Source organism: Acinetobacter calcoaceticus (assembly GCF_900520355.1).
Taxonomy (GTDB): Bacteria; Pseudomonadota; Gammaproteobacteria; order Pseudomonadales; family Moraxellaceae; genus Acinetobacter; species Acinetobacter calcoaceticus_C.
The window spans coordinates 3549705-3569736 of sequence record NZ_LS999521.1 but is presented as its reverse complement, the minus strand read 5'-3'; the positions used below and the strand labels follow the sequence as shown (position 1 = coordinate 3569736).

The window sequence follows — 20032 nt, the reverse complement described above, 5'->3', positions numbered from 1 at the left end:
TGAAATATGACGGACAAGTCGATTAAAGAGTTAGCTCTCAGTGTAGAACGTCCTGTTGAGAAGCTCCTAGAACAGGCTCGTGAAGCAGGTTTGCCTCAACGTACAGCAGACGATATTATTACCACTGAACAACAGGATACTTTAGTCAATCATTTGAAAAAAGTGCATGGTCAGGAAAGTGGTAACACAGGAAAAATTGCGTTGAAACGTAAAACAACCAGTACCGCTAAAGTTGCAAGTACTTCAGGTAAAGCAAAAACAATTAACGTAGAAGTACGTAAAAAACAGGTTTTTGCTAAACCAAACCCTGAACAAATTGCAGCTGAAGCTAAAGCACGTGCAGAAGCTGAAGCTAAAACACGTGTAGAACAGCAAACGCGTGACACTGCACAGCAAAACGCGCGTCTTCAAACAGAGCAAAAAGCAAAAGCAACTTTAGATGCTATGCGTGCTGCTCATAAACAAGATAGCGCTGCGCAAACAGCTCCTAAAGCTGCTGTAGTCGTGAAAAGACGTGGTGGTGGTACAGTAAAACCTGCACCAAAACCAGCAGAAACATTAGAGCAAAAGAAAGCGCGTGAAGCACAAACAGCTCAGTTAAAAGCAACTGAAGAAGCTGCGCGTCGTAAAGCGGCTGAAGAAGCTCAGCAACGTACACTTGAACAAATGCGCAAAATGGCGTCTAAGTATTCAAATGACGAAGCTGCTACGACAATTCGTGTGATTGATGATTCTCCACTTGCTTCAGGTCTAGTTGGCCAAGCTTATGAAGATTCATTTAAGCAAGAAGACCGTGAAATTAAACGCGGTGGCGCAACCACTAACCCTCGTTCGGGTAAAAAAGGTGGCCGTCGTGGTCAAGAAGAGCAAAGCTTTGTTAACCATAACAAACGTGGTTTAAAATCAAGTCAGGCAAATAAGCATGGATTTGAAAAGCCAGTTAAAAAGCAAGTTTATGATGTAGAAATCGGTTCAAGCATTGTTGTTGCCGATCTTGCTCAAAAAATGGCGATTAAAGTACGTGAAGTTATCAAATCACTTATGAAAATGGGTGAGTTGGTTAATCAAGAACAAGCTATTGATCAAGATATAGCAGCACTTGTTGTTGAAGAAATGGGCCATAACCCTGTTTTAGTTTCTGATACACAAGCGGAAGATAATTTGCTTGAAGCGGCTGAAGAAGCACGTGGTGAGCAAACAACTCGTCCGCCAGTTGTTACTATTATGGGTCACGTTGACCATGGTAAAACATCATTGCTTGACCGTATCCGTCGTTCGAAAGTGGCGGCAGGTGAAGCAGGTGGTATTACCCAGCATATTGGTGCATATCACGTTGAAACAGACAAAGGAATCATTACATTCCTTGATACACCGGGACACGCTGCGTTTACTTCAATGCGTGCACGTGGTGCTAAAGCAACGGATATCGTTGTATTGGTTGTTGCGGCAGATGACGGTGTAATGCCACAAACTGCAGAAGCAATTGACCATGCGCGTGCAGCAGGTACTCCAATTATTGTTGCAATCAACAAAATGGATAAAGAGTCTGCTGATGTAGACCGTGTGTTAAACGAATTAACAACGAAACAAATCGTTCCAGAAGAATGGGGTGGTGATGTTCCGATTGCTAAGGTTTCTGCGCACAGTGGACAAGGTATTGATGAACTCCTTGATTTAATTCTTATTCAATCAGAATTGATGGAATTAAAAGCATCTGCTGAAGGTGCTGCACAAGGTGTTGTTATTGAAGCGCGTGTTGATAAAGGCCGTGGTGCAGTAACTTCTATTCTTGTTCAAAACGGTACATTAAACATTGGTGACCTTGTTCTTGCAGGTTCATCATATGGTCGTGTCCGTGCAATGTCTGATGAAAATGGTAAGCCTATTAAATCAGCAGGACCATCTATTCCGGTAGAAATTCTGGGTCTTCCAGATGCTCCGATGGCAGGTGATGAAGTTCTTGTTGTAAATGACGAGAAGAAAGCACGTGAAGTTGCTGATGCTCGTGCTGACCGTGAACGTCAAAAACGTATTGATCGTCAAAGTGCAATGCGTCTTGAAAATATCATGTCGTCAATGGGTAAAAAAGATGTTCCTACAGTGAACGTTGTTTTAAGAACTGACGTACGTGGTACTTTAGAAGCATTGAATGCAGCTTTACATGAATTATCTACTGATGAAGTAAAAGTTCGTGTAATTAGTTCGGGTGTTGGCGCGATTACTGAGTCTGATGTGATTCTTGCTGAATCTTCAGAAGCTGTATTGTTAGGCTTTAACGTTCGTGCTGATACGACTGCTCGTCAGAGAAGTGATCAAGACGGTATCGATATTCGTTACTACAGCATCATCTATGAATTGATTGATGATGTGAAAGATGCCATGAGTGGTAAACTTGCTCCTGAGCATCGTGAAACTATCTTGGGTGTTGCTGAAGTACGTGAAGTATTCCACTCAAGTAAGTTTGGTGCAGCAGCAGGCTGTATGGTACTTGAAGGTGTATTGCATCGTAATAAACCGATTCGCGTATTACGTGATGACGTGGTTGTGTTCCAAGGTGAGCTTGAATCTCTTCGTCGCTATAAAGAAGTGGTTGAAGAAGTTCGTGCCGGTATGGAATGTGGTCTTGCGGTGAAAGGTTATAAAGACATCAAAGTGAAAGATAAAATTGAAGTCTATGATGTTCAATTGATTAAACGGAGTCTTTAATGGCGGGTAGCCAACGCTTAAAGCGCATGGCGGATTCAGTGCAACGCGAGTTGTCTGAGCTGATCCGTCAAGAGCTTAAAGATCCTCGCTTAGGTGGTCTAGTGACCATCTCTGCGGTGAAAGTCAGTGCAGACATGGGTTATGCTGAAGTTTATGTCACTGTAATGGGACGTGAGCTTGGTGATGAGCAAAGTGAAGCAGCAAATAAAGAAACTTTAGAGGTATTAAATAAAGCTTCTGGTTTCTTGCGTCATGAATTGAGTCGTCGTATCAAGACACGTATTACGCCAAGATTGCGTTTCCATTATGACAAAACGAATGCCTATGGTAACTATATGTTTGGTCTGATCGAGAAAGCGGTAAATGATTTACCGAAACGCGAATCAGATGACGAACAGTAATATAAATTAAAAATAAAAAAGCCACCTTCGGGTGGCTTTTTTATTGGTTGGCTTTTTTCCTTTATTCTTTAGGAGGGTCCATAGGAGGTTTGTTTTGCGAGAAACGCTGTCCTATTTTATAACGATCCCAAGGCAAAGGGCGTTCAATTGCTTCAGGAACTTCCCCACTCAGTGAGCGCAAGCGTAAATGTAGCGCGGCTTGAGCAATTAAATTTGCTGAAACCGGTGCAGTAATAAAAGCTAAAAGTGTGATCAGTAACTCGGCAAAACCAAAGCGGCCTTGAAAAGCGAAAAAGATCATGGAAGCAATCAAGAAACTGCCTAATCCTAACGTACTCGATTTTGTCGGGGCATGTAAGCGCATGAATAAGTCAGGTAAGCGGACCATACCAATTGAGCCGACTAACATAAAGAAAGTGCCAAAGACCAGAAAGACCGAAACCATAATTTCCATTACGAACTGCATTTTGATCTCTCCTTAATCGATAACATGACCAGTTGTGAAGTAACGTGCTAAGGCTGCTGTAGATACGAAACCTAGCATAGCAACCAGTAGGGCTCCTTCAAATAAAGAGGTCGTCATCCAATAAATGCCTAAAACAACAATGAGGCAAATTGCATTTAAGAAGAGAGTGTCGAGTGCTAAAAGTCGGTCTACAATTGATGGTCCTATGACCAATCTGAAAAGGCAAAGTAGCATAGAGATTGTAATGGCAATCGAGCTAATACCTAGAGCATAGGGTAGGATGGTCATACACTTGCCTCCGTTTCTCTTTTTACATCAAAAATTTCCATGAGTGGAATTTCATAACGTTGTTTGATGTCTTGAATGTCAGATTCGGTATCATCCGTACTCAAGGCGTGAACCAGAATATCTCCACGTTCTTGATCAATACCCGCAGAAACTGTACCAGGCGTTGTCGTAATGATCATTGCCAGTAACGTATTGACCTGTTCGTGTTCCGTTTCTAGCGGCACACGATACCATTTAGGGTGTAAATTTTTGGTAGGTCCTAAAACGAGCTTTGCGACTTTAAAGTTGGAAATGACAATATCCCAAAGAACTACAAAGCATAATTTAACAGTTGGTTTCCAGTGAATATGCGGCGTTCGGGTAATAAACGGTTTGACTAAACGAGGAATAATTAAACCCAACAGCACCGCCGTCAAAAGATCACTAGCATCCAGACTATGTGACAGCATCAGCCAAAATAAGATGATAAGAATTGAAACAAATGGATGTGGAAACCAGCGTTCAAGCAAATGAGATAACTGCATTGTTATGGCTCCATAGGTTTCAATTGACTTTCATCAACAATGGTAGGCGTTTGTAGTTTGTCCTGTTGTTGAATTTGCCGATGTTTATATTCAGAAATATGTTCACCGTTGAAGGTATCTTTCGAAATAATATCTGGAACGAGGTAAGCATTATGATCTTCAACTTCGCCCCCATATTTAGTTTCTGGTAGGTAACCCGGATCAAATGGTTGCACGCTGATAACTTCACCATTTTTATCTACTTTAAGGATCGTGCGTTGGTAAAGTGCATGGTCTTGAATTTGCTGGGCTGTACTTAGTGTGTAATTCTGAATAGGTGCAGCAAATATGACATAAGCCATTAAGCCAGCAAGTAACACATAAATCACTTGATCATTACGTAGTGGTGCTCGCTCTGGTAAGGCTCGATAAAGTATATACGCTGGATGGATTGGATCTTCCTCTGGAGGCGTTGCTCGCCAGAACAAGATAAAACCAACACGTGTTAGAGCAATAATACTTAATAGGCTTACAACAAGCACTACTCCAATAATCCATGCTTGGTAACTGGTTTCAACTGTCGCTTGTAAAATGAATACTTTTCCGAGAAAACCACTAAAAGGTGGTAAGCCAGCCATCATCATCGCAATGGTGAAATAAGTAAATGCAGCAGCTTTTTCTTGTTTGATTCTTGGTGCAACTTTTAAATGATCTTTAAAATCTCCACGCTGTGAAGTTATCCATCCACAAAATAGATAAAAAGCTGCTCCAATCAGTGTACTGTGCACTAAATAATATAAAGCACCAGACCATGCCTGTGTATTCGACATAGCAATTGCTATGAGCAAGGTACCAATTGAAGAAAGTACCATAAAACCGACAAAGCGTCGTAAACGATCTGCTCCAATGGCAGCAATCACACCATACAGTGAAGTAATCAAACCTATAGGAAGTAACCAGCTTTTTAAGATTTCTTGACTAAGTGCATCGTCAAATACGGTTCCATTCACACGCAAAATCGAATATATACCGACCTTGGTCATAATAGTGAAAATTGCAGCTACTGGCGTACTAGCAACCGCATAAGTTTTTGGTAGCCAAAAACCTACAGGAAGCATAGCTGCTTTAATGCCAAACACGACAAATAAAAGTAAGGCACCGGCTACAGCTAATTTGTGTTGATCTGCTTCGAGTGTCGGAATAAGGCGTGAAACATCTGCCATATTGAGGCTACCCACACTGCCATAAATCATACCAAGGCCGATTAAGAATAGGGCAGAGGCTAGAAGATTGATAATGACATAGTGAACGCCAAGTTGAAAACGTGGTTTGCCTTGCCCATGTAAAAGCAAAACATACGAAGCCATTAATAAGATTTCAAAAAAGACGAAAAGGTTAAATAAATCGCCTGTTAAAAATGCTCCGCAGATACCCATTAACAAGAAATGCACCATGGCATGAAAATAGCGTCCACGGGTATCCCAATTGTCGCTTGCATACCATAAAACTGGGACGACTAACGCATAGGTCAGTACCAACATAAAAGCAGAAAGACGATCTAATACGAGCACAATACCAAACGGTGCTGACCATTCACTCAGTTGGTAAATGGTAATTTGGCCCGTGCTTGCAAAGCTCAAATATACAATTGAGGTAATTAATCCAGCAATTGCGGAAACAAGACTAATGCCACGACGCCATGGTTGTCGCCAGTCATCTTTTAACGCACCTGCTCCTGGGTTGCCTAGCAGTAATAATATAAAAGCAGTAAATGCTGGGATGAGAATGCTAAAAATAGGCGCATGTTCTTGCCAGAAAGATAAAAAATCAAACATTACGGCTCATCCTCGCGTGGGTCGTATGTTGGAGAGATGTCTTCTTTAGCATCAACATGATCACTACCTGATTCATAACGGCTACGCAACGCCAGTTGTACAATAAAGGCGGTGGTTGCAAAACCGATCACAATGGCTGTTAACACTAGCGCTTGAGGAAGTGGATCGGTTATTTTTGTTGTTTCGGTTAAAATTGCGGGTGAGCTGATTTGTAATCGGCCCATAGCAAATAAAAATAGGTTTACAGCATAGCCAATTACAGCTAATCCAAGCACAACAGGGAAAGTACGAGCACGTAAAATCAGATAAATACCTGTGGCAACAAGTAAACCAATAGCAGAAGCCAATAAGAATTCTAAACTGATCATGATGATTCCTCCCGATGGGGTACTACAGGACCAGCCATGCTTGAATGGCGAGAGTCTCCTAATACCGAGATGAGCAACATCGTTGCACCAACCACGGTGATATAAACGCCTAAGTCAAAACTTGCAGCCGAAGCCAAATGTAATTTTCCTAGAATTGGTAATTCAACATATACGTGAGCGCTGGTGAGGAATGGGCGTAACCAGAACCATGCAGCTACACCAGTAAGCCCGGCAATTGTTAAACCTGAACCAATCCAGACTTCGTAAAGACGGCCTGATTTTGCTTTGAGTAATTGTTCAGTTTGGTCTTGACCTAGCGCAATATATTGGATGATTAACGCCATTGAGGTGATTAGACCTGCAATGAAGCCACCGCCGGGATAGTTATGTCCTCGCATAAAGATATAAACACTCACGACAAGTGCTAATGGCAATACCCAAGAGGCTGTAATACGGAACATGAGCGGAGATGGATTAAAACGGTAGGTGAGGCCTTGAGTCGTGGTAGTACCATGTACACGCATGCCATCCATGAGACAAAGTGAACCAATAGCAGCAATACCTAGCACCGTAATTTCACCAAACGTATCGAAACCACGGAAGTCAACTAAAATGACATTTACAATATTGGAGCCGCCACCAAGTGGTAATGACTGTTGGGCAAAGAACCATGAAATCGAATTATGATCACGGGTTAAAATCAGCCACGTGATCCAGCCTATTCCTAAACCTCCAACAATAGCTAAAGCGGCATCTCTTAAACGTCTGGAACGAAGAGATTCATACGGCGTTAGCTGTGGAAGTAAAGATAAACTCATTAATAAAAGAACAGTGGTTACAACATCCACGGTAATTTGAGTCAATGCCAAATCTGGAGCTGACATGGTGACAAATACCATCGTTACAACCAGACCAATTGCACCACTAATAAGGACTGCTTTAATACGTTCATGGTGGAACCACAGCATCATCCAGCAACCTGAGAATAAAGTTAGCCAGAGAACTATGGCAATCCATGGGGCATGAGTGAGTTCACGTGTGCCTGTGGTGAGCCCTTGATTGAGTAGCGGCATAGTTACCATGATGATGCTAAAAGCAATGATCAAAAATAAGTAACTTTGCAATGAGCCATTTTCAGTTTTTTGTTTGATTTTTCGGCTTGTGAGCAACAGATGTTTTAAAAATAGGTCAAATAAAATACGGCCTTGTAATCTGCCTAAACGTGGGTCAAGGTCAATTTTACGAATTGTGCCATCTTTTGCTAAAGCAAAATAGAAGAGTGTGCCGCCCACTAAAGCAATAATACTCATCACAAGAGGAGCATTAAATCCATGCCAGATTGCAAGATGAGTTCCAGCAAATTCTGGTTGCATTAAGCTTGCTCTCGTTACGCTATTTACCAGCGGCTCTACCAATAAAGAAGGTAAAACACCGACCAAGATACATAGCACAGCAAGAAGAATGGCTGGCGCACGCATGCCGATTGGGGGTTCATGTGCATTTTTATTTGGAACGTGTTTACCAATTGGACCATCAAAAAACACGCCGTGCACTAAGCGGATTGAATAGCTCACTGCAAAAATACCAGCCAGAGTTGCAATAATACTGGCAAAAATAACTGCTGAACCTGAAAGGTTTGCCAATAGCTCGGTAAAGAACATTTCTTTAGAAATAAAGCCATTGGTGAGTGGTACACCTGCCATTGATGCAGCAGTGATCATGGTTAAAGTGGCAGTAAAAGGAAGTAGCTGCCAAATACCACTGAGTTTTCGAAGATCACGTGTACCCGTTTCATGATCAATAATCCCTGCAAGCATAAAGAGCGCTGCTTTAAATGTTGCATGGTTAATAATATGAAAAATAGCAGCAGCAACTGCTAAAGGTGATCCTATCCCAAGTAAGCAAACAATCAGACCTAAATGACTAATTGTTGAATAAGCCAGTAAGCCTTTTAAATCTTCTTTGAAAATAGCAAAACAGGCGGCCATACAGAGAGTGAATAAGCCGACAAACGTCACAATATTATGATAGAGCGCAGCACCTACAAAAATTGGTAGTAAGCGGGCTAGCAGGAAAATTCCTGCTTTTACCATGGTTGCAGAGTGTAGATAGGCTGAAACAGGGGTTGGCGCAGCCATTGCATTTGGTAACCAGAAATGAAATGGGAACTGAGCACTTTTAGTGAAAGCGCCAAGTAAAATCAGCAGTAACATTGGAGTGAAAAGAGTATGAGCCTGAATGGCATCTTTCATTCCCATGATGTCATTAATTTCATAGGTCCCCGTGATTTGTCCTAATAGAACAAATCCCCCCAATAACGCCAAACCGCCCATCCCTGTAATGGTGAGCGCCATTCGAGAGCCGCGCTGAGCAGCTTCATAATGACTCCAGTAGCCCACTAATAAGAAAGATGAAATACTGGTGAGTTCCCAAAATACTAATAAAATAATTAAATTATTGGATAGAGAAATACCCAGCATTGCTGCCATAAACAGCATGAGTAAAGCATATAGTTTGCTTAAAGAATTTTTAGGACCGAGGTAATAATAGGCGTATATATAAATGAGTGTACCGATACCGGTAATAAGCAAAGAAAATAATAAGCCAAGCGCATCGAGCCTGAAGCTTAGATTAATTCCTAATTGAGGTAACCAATCCCAGCTTTGTTGAATGCTTGCACCACCAAGCACAGTTTTTGCTTGAGTCAGTAATAAACCGAAACTGGTTAAACTGACTCCGATTGCCCCTAAAGCCGTTACTCCACGCGAGAACCGTTGAAGCAATGAAACAAGGGTGGTGCCTAATATTAACGGTAATAAGATAATTATCGGTAGCACACTCGTATCCATATGTGATTTAGGCCGAGACCTAAAAGTGAAATTTTAATTTCAGAATAGATAGGAATTCAAAGAGATTTCCAAGGCTTGTATTCTGAAAGCCCAACCAAATTAAAAAATAAAGCGAGAAACAAGTTGTATTGCGCAACTTGAAGAATAAAAAACGCAAAATGAAATTTATTGTACACTAAAAAAGCAGTAAAAATCTGATGTTATTACATGTAGTAACAACATCTAGTGATTTTAGAGCCTAAAAATCCTGCTTAAACTATATCTTTTACGAGACCGAAATTCACTCTAAAAATAGAATAAATAGGTCGTAAAATTTAAGCTGAAGGTGTTTCTTCAGGCATGTCTCCAGCATGAATCATGCGTAATAACTCATTTTTTTGTTGTTCATTTAAACTCTGAATTTGCTGAAATAAAATATCAATTTGTGCTGGAGATGGCGTTGGGTCAATCAAGCTGAGTGCTTGCGTTTCTGTATGAGAGACCAAAGTTTCACTTCTTTGCAGCAAGGTATATATGTCTTCAAGCTGTTGCTGAGTGGTATTTAGGTCAAGGTGGGTAACTTTACCATTTTCTAATTTTAAACATTGATAGGCTGAGGCATGTTCGAGTAACTCTTCACGACTTCCAGTTGCAATAATTTGTAAGCGTGGAAATGCCTGATGGAGCCGATTCAAGATTTCTGAACAATGAGTAGAGTCAAGCTGTGCATCAATTTGATCAATTAACAAGATTCCTTCACCTTCGAGGCAAGGATTTAAACTTAATGGATTGAGTATACAGAGTCTGCGAGCGACATCACCTACCAAGGCGATCCATGTTTTTATGGTGCTCGAAAGCTGATGAAACGGTAAGGTCTGACCATCGTAGTCAACCATGAGTTGAAGTCGGGGTTGATATTGTAAATATAAATCTTTGAGCTCTGGCAAAACAAATTTTAATGCATTTTTGAGTGCGTAGAGATTAGGTGATTGAAGCTGTGCAGGTTGCCCAGATAACTCTTTTTGAAGTTGGTTTAAGAGTTCTGTCTGATCTTGTGGATCTGATTGCTCAGACCTAATCCGTTGTACCACATATGCAGCTTGGGCATTTTCGATATCGCTAATTTCACGTAGCCATTCAAAAAAGCGAGTAAAGGTTGTAAATGGAAGCGGACTAATGTCATAGGCTGAAATAGCTTGGGTAATGCCCGGTAAATTTTTATTGAGCAAGTTAATATCATTTACAAATCGCTCGGCTGGGTAGTAAGCGACTAAAGGCAGACCTTGTAATGGATCTTTCTTTGTTATCTGTTGATACAGAGCCATAGCCTGATCAAGTTGTTGAGTTTCGACTTGACTAATGCCTAGGCCACTTGCATTTAAGGTTTTAAATAGTTTCCAGCTACACAAAGAGGAATCGGTCTGCTGAGCAGAGGTGGCTTCTGGCAAATGGCCAATTTCTGGTGGAATTTGAAGCGTAATTTCGATTTTTGCTTGTAGGCGTGATTGAGTAATATCTTGATCAGACATGACTATGCCAGGGCTACGTAAATCTTTAAGACGTGCAGGGAGCCAAGTTAAAGCATGGTAAGTATGTTTAAGTAACATACTTTTCCCAGTTGCCTGCTCACCTAAAATTAAGGTAATAGGCTGTTTTTCATATTGAAACTGTATTTTAAGATCATGAAATAGAGCAATATGTTTAAATTGGATAGATTCAAGTTTCATAGGCTCACCTAAGTATGAGCGCTTCAACCAACCGATTGACGAAGACTTAAAGGCGCCCTTAGTTTTAATTGTTGTATCAGATCATAAAGATGATGGATATTTAGACTTACTTTAGCACGAGTACAGGCAACGTAAAGTAATCTTAATTCTTCATCGGTAATCTTGTGTTCTAAGCCATTAATTTTAAATTGATAGTCATCTTCAATATGAACGCGGTTCCATTCCAGCCCTTTAGCTTTATGCGCGGTAGAAATGACATAATCAGCTTGCTCAATTGGAGTAATCTTTGCAAGTGCTTTTTTTAATGGGTCCGTCCCGTGATCATCAACCAATTTAACTAAAGGTTTAATGTCACTACCTTCATTGGTCTCACAATATTCATGGACATCATGCCATGAATTGAACCACGCTAATTCAGGAACATCAGTAACCCGTTTTCCTTGTTTCAAGAGGCTTGCAGCATCTACAAAACGGTTTAGCTTTTGATGATCCGCTTGTAAACTCACTTTATCACCGTGAACTAAACCTGCCAGTAAAAGTTCCATTGCGCGAGCATTGGTGCGGCATAAAATTGCGTCACGCATCTTGGTGTGAGGTTTATTGACTACACTTGATTTCTGGTTCGGATTGCCAAGTAGGGGAACAGTCTCGTTTAAGCCGCCCAGTAGTGAATTGGCAATATCGGCAATCGACTCACCAAAACGAAAAGAAGTGGTTAGGCGAGATTCAGGTAATGGTAATTGCTGCATGGCATTAATTGCGCCACGCCATGCATAAATCTGCTGATGAGCATCACCGACGTAAATCACCTGCGTATTTTTTTGACGAAGCAAAATACCTAGCATTAAAGGATCAGCATCTTGGGCTTCATCAAATAATACGTAGTCAGTTGGAATATTCGGTTCAGATAATGCCCAAAGTTTAAGATAAATATCGTGCCCAATTCCAGCTTGATGGTTCGGGTCAATCGACTCTAACCAACGTCGTTCAACAGCAGGGTATAGGTGCTTTTGTAATTCAGTAATATCGTCTGCATGTAGCCAGTTGGGTGCTTGAATATGGCGTGGTGCAGGATATTGAGAGCTCGTTGAACAGAAGTAGCTGACAGCATTGGCCACAAGACTTGCTAAGCGGCTTGGCATTAAGACATATTTCTCGTAACGCCCACCCATCATCCGCCGTAAAGTAATCGGCTCTAGTCGATACTCTTTAGCAATAAAGCTTGGGCTTAAGCGTGGCAGACGTAATTTATCAGTTACGCCGCGAGGGACACTACGAAAGGCAAGTGAGTGAAAAGTACGGCAGTCCACATTGCGATGAAATTTGTTTTGTGCTTCACCAGCAATCGCCTTGTTAAATGCCAAATACATACCGCGCCGCTCAGGCATGGCATCACTAATCATTTGCAAAGTGGTGGTTTTACCTGTGCCAGCATAGGCAATCACTTTAAATGATTGCCCAAGACGTGCGTTGTCTATGGCAATCGCTTGCTCATAGGTAGCTTTAGGTTTTTCAATATTCGACACTGAGTGATTTTATACCTTGTTGCGGTTAGCTTTTTCAACTAAACCAGATAAGCCCTGACGACGAGCTAATTCATCAATAATAAGTTGTGGGTTAATATCGAAATAACCCAACATGACAATAGTATGGAACCACAAATCGGCTGTTTCATAAACGAGATCGTTTAAGTTGGCTTCTGAGTCCTGTACTGCAAAATCTTTAGCGGCAATAATAGCTTCTACGCTTTCTTCGCCCACTTTTTCTAAAATTTTATTGATGCCTTTTTTATAGAGGCTGGCAACATAAGAGGTATCTGCTTCAGCTTGCTTACGCTCTTGCATCAATTGCCCTAAGTGAGCAAGTACGTCAACTTGCTCGGTAGTTTGTGCATGATCGTGTGCTTCGGCTTTAGCTTTTTCACCGTAAATTGCAGTAGGGTCTTTTAACTGTGCATCGACAATTTCCCAACCTTGTGGGGTGAGTTTACGGTAGAAACAAGACTCACGACCCGTATGGCATGCAATACCACCGTGTTGTTCAATTTGTAGCACAATCACGTCGCCGTCGCAGTCCAGACGAATTTCATAAACTGTTTGGAAATGGCCTGATTCTTCACCCTTGTGCCAGAGTTTTTGGCGAGAGCGAGAGAAATAAACGGCCTGATTTTTTTCTGCTGTTAACGCGAGTGCTTCACGGTTCATCCACGCCACCATCAAAACACGTCCAGTTTGATGATGTTGAGCAATGGCAGGGATAAGACCTTGTTCGTTAAATTTTACTTCATCGAGCCATTGCGTGTTATTCATGAGGAATCACCAAAGAAATATGAACTATAAATTGATTTAAGTCAGATGCTAAAAAATAGCTTGTATAGTGTACGGCATCAGCGTCGCTTTGCCGAGAAATTCTTTGCGCTTTTTGTCTTTGTCAGCTTAATGAGCAGCTTATCTTTATTACTTGTCAGTACGTTATTTAAATATTTCGTGATGCTTAAAACCAGAGGATTAAGATGGCTAATGTCCAAAGGTTATTCTTTTATTTTAAAACATTTATATGCTAAATCTAAGAATAACCCTTGCTAAAGTTAACTTATTTCATGACCCGCCAAAGTGCCAATAAACTACTCAGCACAATAATAATAATCGAAACAAACCACGGACTAATAATCGCGATAGTTAATAAAATTACGATAATGCTTCCGAACATCCAACTGCGGCGTTGTTGATGTTCCATTTGCAAACGAAGTTGCTGAATTTCGCGTAACTGACGGTCTTGCCAAGCAGATTGATTTTTTAAACCATTTAAACTATCAATAATTAAGCTTGGGAAATCTTGAGCACCTAAAAGTAGGTCAGGTAGTTGCTGTCCTAACTCTTTTATATTTTTGACTGGGTTCATGTTGGCCTTGACCCATTCAGTCAAAATTGGTTTTGCCAATTTCCAGATATCGAGTTGAGGGTATAGGTCTGTTCCAAGCCCTTCGACATGCACTAAAGTTTTTAGCAACAGCATGAGTTGCGGTGGAATCTCTAAATGGAAGCGACGGGCAATATCCATCACTTGAATCAAGATGCCAGCAAAATCAAGTTGGTCCATTGGTTTGGATACCATTGGTCCAACGGTGCGACGCATTTCACGTGAGAGTGCATCTTGGTCTGTGCCCGGTGGAATCCAGCCAGCTTGGTGCACAATTTGAATGAGCTGCATAAAGTTGCTGTTCATTACAGCAAGCAACATGCGGGCAATCGTCATCTGGTCATGCTTAGACAACTCACCCATAATCGCACAGTCCAGTGCAATAAAGCGTGGATTGCTTGGGTTAATTGTTTCTACAAAGACATTACCGGGGTGCATGTCGGCATGGAAAAAGTTATCGCGAAATACTTGCGTGAAGAAAATGGTTAATCCTTTTTCTGCAAGTTGCGCGCGGTCCATGCCTAGACGGTCAAAGGTCGCCGTATCTGAAATAGGAACACCTGTAATACGCTCTGCCACCATGACATCTTTGGTGTCCATGTAGACTTCAGGCACATACATCATGGTTGAGCCAGTAAAATAGTGGCGCATACGACGGGTATTGTCTGCTTCAATACTCAAGTCCAGCTCATTTAAAATAATCTGGCGGTAGTCTTGAATAATTTCAGTGAGATGTAAGGCACGAGCCGCCTCAAGACGACTTTCTAACGTATTGCCTAACCATGCCAAAATTTCAAAATCTTGCAAAATTTGATTGCGAATGTCTGGACGAGTCACTTTAATAACGACTTCACGACCATCATGTAAAGCAGCAGTATGAACTTGTGCAATTGACGCAGCAGCTAGTGGCTGGTCATCAAAGCGCGCAAACAAGGTATTTACGTCAGCTTTTAACGATTCTTGAATACGTTGTTTGGCAACCTCTACATCGAAAGGCTTTACCTGATCTTGCAGTAAGACCAATTGCGAGAGTACTTCGGGTGGAATTAAATCACGTCGAGTTGAAAGCAATTGTCCAAGCTTAATTGCAAGCGGTCCCATATCTTCCAAAGCTTCTTTTAGCTTTAAAGGGTTTTTCCGTTCACGACTAGACCAGGCAGCCGGATGCATTTTAATAATACTTAATGCATGTTGAGCTTTAACTGGTAATTCATCCGCAGGGAACAACGTATCGAGTCTATAGTGCGCTGCAATACGCCAAAGTTCGAGTAAACGCGAAACGTGCGGAATCATATAAAGTCTTACCTAGTCTTGAGAGGGTTGTAGTTGTGCGTTGTGTTGCTGCAATCTTGCTTCTAGACGGTCAATGTCTTGATTAAGCTTACGAGTGGCTTGGCTTAAATCGTCCATTTCCCAACGAGGGGCAAATAGACCGCTATCTTCTTTTAATGCGTCTTCTGCAAAAAATAGATGACTTTGAAGAGAGCGTTTTAAATGTTTGGGTGCAAGTTGAATCTTGCCAATTTCGTGGGCGAGTTGAGGCCCAACCCATCTTGATAAGTGAGCAGCTAAATCTGGTTCAGCTTGTTGCATGATTTTTTGAATATCCTGTAACAGGTGATAATCACCTTGCAATGGGATATTGCCAATCTGATCTGGATCGCTGACCAATAGTTTGATCAGCTCAATGACATCTTTAACATGCAAAGTTGCTGTAGCTTCAGAAGTTTTGAATTGCTCATCAAAAGGGCGTTGTTCAAAAATAGAAGGTTTTTCACTGTGCCCTGTTGCGGTAGTTTCAAGACGTACTTTTTCTTGATCAAAGAATACATCGACAGAAAGTTGCGGACTGTCGATTACGACACGCAACATTTTGCCCTGTAACTGATTAAGCTGAATGCGAGTAACCGCATCCAGATCGATCAGATGATGAACGATACGTTCGACTGCACCGAGTGCCAGAATCGACCACATATCGTTAACCCTTACAGTTTGAAGCCACGGTGAACAGCAACGATACCCGCAGTAAGGTTGTGATAGTCACAGTTCTGGAAGCCAGCATTTTCCATCATACCTTTTAAGGTGCGTTGGTCTGGATGCATACGAATTGATTCAGCCAAATACTTATAACTTTCTGAATCATTAGCAACTAATTTACCCATAATTGGTAACGCAGTGAATGAATAGAGGTCATAAAGTTTTGAGAATGGCTCAAATACAGGCTTAGAAAATTCAAGAATAAGTAAACGACCACCTGGCTTTAACACACGGAACATAGAAGCAAGTGCTGCATCTTTATCAGTCACGTTACGTAAGCCAAAACTAATGGTGAGTAGATCAAAGCTGTTATCTGCAAAAGGTTCTAAAGTTTCTGCATTGGCAAGTACGAAGTCGACATTGGTACAGCCTGCATCAATCAAACGGTCACGGCCTACATTGAGCATTGACTCATTGATATCTGAAAGAACGACATGGCCTTGAGGACCAACTTCGCGGCTGAATACTTTCGCCAAATCGCCTGTACCACCAGCAATGTCTAATACATGTTGGCCACGGCGTACACCCGACATATTAATTGCAAAGCGTTTCCAGAGGCGGTGAATACCAAATGACATCAAGTCATTCATCAAGTCATATTTGCTTGCAACAGAGTGGAATACTTCTGCAACTTTTTGAGCTTTATCTTCAGTTTTAACTGTCGAAAAACCAAAATGTGTAGTGTCACCTACGTTGCCAGTATTGCTAGCACCACGCGGTAAATTATATTTCGGCACAGACCCATTAACAGGTGTATCTGTTAAGGATTGCTGTAAAGTTTGTTGTTGCCCTTGAGGGGTACCTTGCGGTAATGGTGAGCTTAGGAATGGGCTAACTTTGTCTGAACTTTGTGCCTGCTCAGTTGGAGATGTTGGCTTTTGGTTTTCGTTAGACATATTGTCTCTCCTAGACTCAAACTCAAGTGAAACGGAATAAGTTCTGCATAATGACAGATTTTATCTATTTTTACAGGCGTCATCATGCAAATATAATGAATAAAATCTCAACTTCGTAAGGTTGATTTTTTCTCTGTGCCGACCTTATCACACTCTAAACGGATTCGGATGCCCTGAATGTACATTTTCAATAATCTGACGTTCTTTTTCAGTAAAAGTCTTAATAAAGGTCTCGGCTGATTTTAACGGTTTCATTGCGCTAAAACCATCTTGAATAAAATCATACATCAATTCAAAGTGATATTTTTGGGCAATCCCTTTACACATTTTAAAAGCCGTAAACATCATAAACGAGCGCATGTATTTATCGAGTGCTGCACCTAAATCATCAAGAAGAGCAAGTTGTTGATAACGAGCTTCGGCCTGATCAAGTTTGGTCAGTGTTAAGCGCATAATTTCATCGGTTAATACCGTATCTGCCGGATAGTCCTCAAGAAGCTGTATCGCTACTTGTTCATCAAGCTGAGTGGCAAGCACAGCCAAACTTACCGATTTAGTTCCAGTTTTAATCGCATTCTCAGGCAATACTTTTTCGGCTTTATGTGCATATTTCAATAGGCGTTCAATTTGTGCTGCAAGGGCATCAAACTCTGGACCACCATATAAACGATTTAAAAAATACTGTGCCATGAGTTTATGTTCAGGCAAGTTAAAAAATTCATGATGCGTATCTTTCATCCGTTCTTTTAGCCATGTTTGTACATCTTGCAAACGTTGGGCAAGCACTGGATTATCGTGATAATTAAATGTTTTATATTGTTGTAAAAGTTCATCAAAAGCAGCGAGTTTAGACATGTAAGACTCTAATATTGGGCTATTTACAAAAAATCATAAGAGGCATTGTAACCTTGTACTATGGCGAGAAGATGTAAAAAAAATGATTCATGCGTCAATTTTTAGATGGAATTTGGTCGCAATGACATAATTTGTATAGCAATTCATCATTTAAGCGCATAGGTTAAATGATATCGAAATTAAACAATAAATGATTAGAGCCGTGGACCATGAGTGAACAACAACCAAAATTTGAAATTCGAGATGAAGAACAGCTTTCAGTCGATTTGATTGAAGCACAATATGCTTTAAAAGAAAGTCGGGGAAAGCCCAATGCTAAAAGCACGCTTATTTTAATGAGTGGTATTGAGCTAGCAGGGAAAGGGGAAGCGGTTAAGCAGCTTCGCGAGTGGCTAGATCCAAGATATTTAAGAGTAAAAGCAGATACGCCACGTGTGCTGACAGATACGGAAGCATTTTGGCAATCTTATTCAGAGTTTATTCCTACCGAAGGCCAAATTGTGGTGATGTTTGGCAATTGGTATAGTGATTTGCTCGTTACAGCAACGCATGTGTCTGAACCTTTAGATGAGGCACGCTTTGATGCTTACGTTGAAAGTATGCGGGCATTTGAGCAGGATTTGAAAAACAACTATGTCGATGTGGTTAAAGTCTGGTTTGATCTTTCATGGAAATCACTGCAAAAACGTTTGGACAAGATCGATCCATCAGAGCAGCACTGGCATAAGCTCCACGGCCTAGACTGGCGTAATAAAAAACAATATGACACGTTGCAAAAGTTACGCCGCCGTTTTACCGACGATTGGTACATTATTGATGGCGAAGATGAAACACAACGCGACCAGTTTTTTGCTCAGTACCTTTTGCAACACATGCGTCAACTTCCTGACCATGAAACTGAAGTTAAAGGAAAATGGCAACAAGCCCAAATTCCAGAGAGTTTATTAAAGCCTTCTCAGGAGCAGTATGACAAAGCTGAATATAAAAAAGAGCTCAATAAACTAAGTAAAAAAATTGCTGATGCCATGCGTTTTGATAAACGAAATGTCGTGATTGCTTTTGAAGGCATGGATGCTGCAGGTAAAGGTGGTGCAATTAAACGAATTGTTAAAAACCTAGACCCGCGTGAATATGATATTCATTGTATCGGTGCACCTGAACGTTTTGAAGCCCGACATCCTTATTTATGGCGCTTTTGGAATCGCATTAATGAGGCCGAAAAAATCACGATCTTTGATCGGACATGGTATGGGCGCGTACTCGTTGAACGTGTTGAAAGTTTTGCTTCGCCTTTAGAGTGGCAGCGTGCCTATGACGAAATTAATCGTTTTGAAAAAGATTTATTTGATAGTCAAACGCTTGTGGTAAAAATTTGGCTGGCAATTAGCAAAGATGAACAAGAGCAGCGTTTTAAGGCCAGAGAAGAGACACCGCATAAACGTTTTAAAATTACCGCAGAGGATTGGCGTAATCGTGATAAATGGGATGATTATTTAAAAGCGGCTGCCGATATGTTTGAACGGACCAGTACTGACTACGCACCTTGGTATGTTGTGGCAACTGATGATAAATATACTGCACGTCTAGAAGTATTGAAGGCGGTTTTAAAACAGCTGAGAGCAGATTAAGCTCTCAGCTATAAGGTATTTACTAATTTACAATAGTGGCGCGGCTTTTTTGCTGAATACGTTTTGCAAGATTGTAACTGTCATTCAGATGAGTTTCTGCTATTTTTTTCATCATGAAATAGCCTAAACTTGCTGCTACAATTTGTCCGCCTAGCGGTATAAATTTAGTGACCTGTTTCGTTACGATTTTGCCCAAAAAGCCATTAAATGTTTTTTTAACAGTCGTGCGCGCCACTACAAAGCCTGAAAATTCAAAACCGCGTTTACGTAATTCATCCCAATGAATTGTTTTAGTTTTTGGGTCGTAAACACTAACGTGCTCAGGTGCTAAGCCAAAACGGGAATTGATATCTGGAATCAGGTGCGACAAAATTCCCAAATCTATCACCACGTCTAAAAAAGGAATCGGTACAATTGCCGCTCCTGCTGAGACGTAAGCTCTTTTTTTGATGAGGTCATGACACTCATCGCGAATTTGTTCCAGATTTAGGCTAGGATCAATATAGTCAGGAATGTTATCAATTTTCATAATGTTTACCTGTATGAGTTTCTTGATGGCGTTATTCAAACCAAGT

General features: G+C 41.0%; 17 protein-coding genes. 3 read left to right on the top strand and 14 right to left on the bottom strand.

Annotated features, from left to right (window positions below; genetic code table 11):
• Nucleotides 1-6 precede the first annotated feature (6 nt).
• Together infB and AC2117_RS17050 are read left to right on the top strand one after the other, a co-directional pair.
• The gene (infB, locus tag AC2117_RS17055; protein WP_042894510.1) at nt 7-2706 is read left to right on the top strand and encodes a translation initiation factor IF-2; all 2700 of its coding nucleotides are present in this window, start codon (nt 7-9) and stop codon (nt 2704-2706) included.
• On the top strand, nt 2706-3107 hold the full coding sequence (locus AC2117_RS17050; protein WP_009393224.1) for a ribosome-binding factor A: 402 nt from the start codon (nt 2706-2708) through the stop codon (nt 3105-3107). The genes infB and AC2117_RS17050 overlap by 1 nt, the downstream gene beginning before the upstream one ends.
• A gap of 61 nt (nt 3108-3168) precedes the next feature.
• Here AC2117_RS17050 and AC2117_RS17045 read toward each other — a convergent pair whose 3' ends face one another.
• The 13 genes from AC2117_RS17045 to AC2117_RS16985 form a co-directional block, all read right to left on the bottom strand.
• On the bottom strand, nt 3169-3573 hold the full coding sequence (locus AC2117_RS17045) for a Na+/H+ antiporter subunit G (RefSeq protein WP_133975664.1): 405 nt from the start codon (nt 3571-3573) through the stop codon (nt 3169-3171).
• 12 nt (nt 3574-3585) lie between these two features.
• Complete coding sequence (locus AC2117_RS17040) at nt 3586-3861, bottom strand: monovalent cation/H+ antiporter subunit F (protein ID WP_133975662.1); 276 nt, start codon at nt 3859-3861, stop codon at nt 3586-3588.
• The gene (locus tag AC2117_RS17035; RefSeq protein ID WP_042894523.1) at nt 3858-4385 is read right to left on the bottom strand and encodes a Na+/H+ antiporter subunit E; all 528 of its coding nucleotides are present in this window, start codon (nt 4383-4385) and stop codon (nt 3858-3860) included. Before AC2117_RS17035 ends, AC2117_RS17040 begins: the two co-directional genes overlap by 4 nt.
• Before the next feature lie 2 nt (nt 4386-4387).
• Nucleotides 4388-6199: a monovalent cation/H+ antiporter subunit D gene (locus AC2117_RS17030; RefSeq protein WP_133975660.1), complete on the bottom strand. Its 1812-nt coding sequence runs from the start codon at nt 6197-6199 to the stop codon at nt 4388-4390.
• On the bottom strand, nt 6199-6567 hold the full coding sequence (locus AC2117_RS17025) for a Na+/H+ antiporter subunit C (protein WP_003654595.1): 369 nt from the start codon (nt 6565-6567) through the stop codon (nt 6199-6201). Before AC2117_RS17025 ends, AC2117_RS17030 begins: the two co-directional genes overlap by 1 nt.
• A complete protein-coding gene (locus tag AC2117_RS17020) occupies nt 6564-9416 on the bottom strand; it encodes a monovalent cation/H+ antiporter subunit A (RefSeq protein ID WP_133975658.1) in 2853 nt (950 codons plus the stop codon). Before AC2117_RS17020 ends, AC2117_RS17025 begins: the two co-directional genes overlap by 4 nt.
• Before the next feature lie 314 nt (nt 9417-9730).
• The gene (locus AC2117_RS17015) at nt 9731-11122 is read right to left on the bottom strand and encodes an AAA family ATPase (protein ID WP_133975656.1); all 1392 of its coding nucleotides are present in this window, start codon (nt 11120-11122) and stop codon (nt 9731-9733) included.
• Between the two features lie 23 nt (nt 11123-11145).
• The gene (locus AC2117_RS17010) at nt 11146-12648 is read right to left on the bottom strand and encodes a UvrD-helicase domain-containing protein (protein ID WP_133975654.1); all 1503 of its coding nucleotides are present in this window, start codon (nt 12646-12648) and stop codon (nt 11146-11148) included.
• A gap of 9 nt (nt 12649-12657) precedes the next feature.
• Nucleotides 12658-13431, bottom strand: coding sequence for a bifunctional phosphoribosyl-AMP cyclohydrolase/phosphoribosyl-ATP diphosphatase HisIE (hisIE, locus tag AC2117_RS17005; RefSeq protein WP_133975652.1), 774 nt, complete (start codon nt 13429-13431; stop codon nt 12658-12660).
• Between the two features lie 283 nt (nt 13432-13714).
• Nucleotides 13715-15334: an ABC1 kinase family protein gene (locus AC2117_RS17000; RefSeq protein WP_133975650.1), complete on the bottom strand. Its 1620-nt coding sequence runs from the start codon at nt 15332-15334 to the stop codon at nt 13715-13717.
• 12 nt (nt 15335-15346) lie between these two features.
• Nucleotides 15347-16015: an SCP2 domain-containing protein gene (locus AC2117_RS16995; protein ID WP_133975648.1), complete on the bottom strand. Its 669-nt coding sequence runs from the start codon at nt 16013-16015 to the stop codon at nt 15347-15349.
• An 11-nt stretch (nt 16016-16026) separates the two neighbouring features.
• Entirely contained in the window at nt 16027-16974 is a 948-nt protein-coding gene (gene ubiE / locus AC2117_RS16990) for a bifunctional demethylmenaquinone methyltransferase/2-methoxy-6-polyprenyl-1,4-benzoquinol methylase UbiE (protein WP_133975646.1), read from the bottom strand.
• Between the two features lie 147 nt (nt 16975-17121).
• Nucleotides 17122-17829, bottom strand: coding sequence for an FFLEELY motif protein (locus tag AC2117_RS16985; protein ID WP_042894541.1), 708 nt, complete (start codon nt 17827-17829; stop codon nt 17122-17124).
• Nucleotides 17830-18038: 209 nt separating this feature from the next.
• Between AC2117_RS16985 and AC2117_RS16980 the strand changes: the two genes are divergently transcribed.
• A complete protein-coding gene (locus AC2117_RS16980) occupies nt 18039-19457 on the top strand; it encodes a phosphate--AMP phosphotransferase (protein WP_133975644.1) in 1419 nt (472 codons plus the stop codon).
• Between the two features lie 22 nt (nt 19458-19479).
• Here the strand turns inward: AC2117_RS16980 and AC2117_RS16975 are convergent, their stop codons facing one another.
• A complete protein-coding gene (locus tag AC2117_RS16975) occupies nt 19480-19986 on the bottom strand; it encodes a hypothetical protein (RefSeq protein WP_133975642.1) in 507 nt (168 codons plus the stop codon).
• Nucleotides 19987-20032 lie beyond the last annotated feature (46 nt).

Bases quoted from the DNA above. Each gene is read 5' to 3' on its own strand.
- AC2117_RS16995 (WP_133975648.1), bottom strand. From the start codon at position 16,015: ATGTGGTCGATTCTGGCACTCGGTGCAGTCGAACGTATCGTTCATCAT.
- AC2117_RS17035 (WP_042894523.1), bottom strand. From the start codon at position 4,385: ATGCAGTTATCTCATTTGCTTGAACGCTGGTTTCCACATCCATTTGTT.
- AC2117_RS17020 (WP_133975658.1), bottom strand. From the start codon at position 9,416: ATGGATACGAGTGTGCTACCGATAATTATCTTATTACCGTTAATATTA.
- AC2117_RS17045 (WP_133975664.1), bottom strand. From the start codon at position 3,573: ATGCAGTTCGTAATGGAAATTATGGTTTCGGTCTTTCTGGTCTTTGGC.
- AC2117_RS17050 (WP_009393224.1), top strand. From the start codon at position 2,706: ATGGCGGGTAGCCAACGCTTAAAGCGCATGGCGGATTCAGTGCAACGC.
- AC2117_RS16980 (WP_133975644.1), top strand. From the start codon at position 18,039: ATGAGTGAACAACAACCAAAATTTGAAATTCGAGATGAAGAACAGCTT.
- AC2117_RS17030 (WP_133975660.1), bottom strand. From the start codon at position 6,199: ATGTTTGATTTTTTATCTTTCTGGCAAGAACATGCGCCTATTTTTAGC.
- infB (WP_042894510.1), top strand. From the start codon at position 7: ATGACGGACAAGTCGATTAAAGAGTTAGCTCTCAGTGTAGAACGTCCT.
- AC2117_RS16975 (WP_133975642.1), bottom strand. From the start codon at position 19,986: ATGAAAATTGATAACATTCCTGACTATATTGATCCTAGCCTAAATCTG.
- AC2117_RS17025 (WP_003654595.1), bottom strand. From the start codon at position 6,567: ATGATCAGTTTAGAATTCTTATTGGCTTCTGCTATTGGTTTACTTGTT.
- ubiE (WP_133975646.1), bottom strand. From the start codon at position 16,974: ATGTCTAACGAAAACCAAAAGCCAACATCTCCAACTGAGCAGGCACAA.
- AC2117_RS17000 (WP_133975650.1), bottom strand. From the start codon at position 15,334: ATGATTCCGCACGTTTCGCGTTTACTCGAACTTTGGCGTATTGCAGCG.
- AC2117_RS17040 (WP_133975662.1), bottom strand. From the start codon at position 3,861: ATGACCATCCTACCCTATGCTCTAGGTATTAGCTCGATTGCCATTACA.
- hisIE (WP_133975652.1), bottom strand. From the start codon at position 13,431: ATGAATAACACGCAATGGCTCGATGAAGTAAAATTTAACGAACAAGGT.
- AC2117_RS17015 (WP_133975656.1), bottom strand. From the start codon at position 11,122: ATGAAACTTGAATCTATCCAATTTAAACATATTGCTCTATTTCATGAT.
- AC2117_RS16985 (WP_042894541.1), bottom strand. From the start codon at position 17,829: ATGTCTAAACTCGCTGCTTTTGATGAACTTTTACAACAATATAAAACA.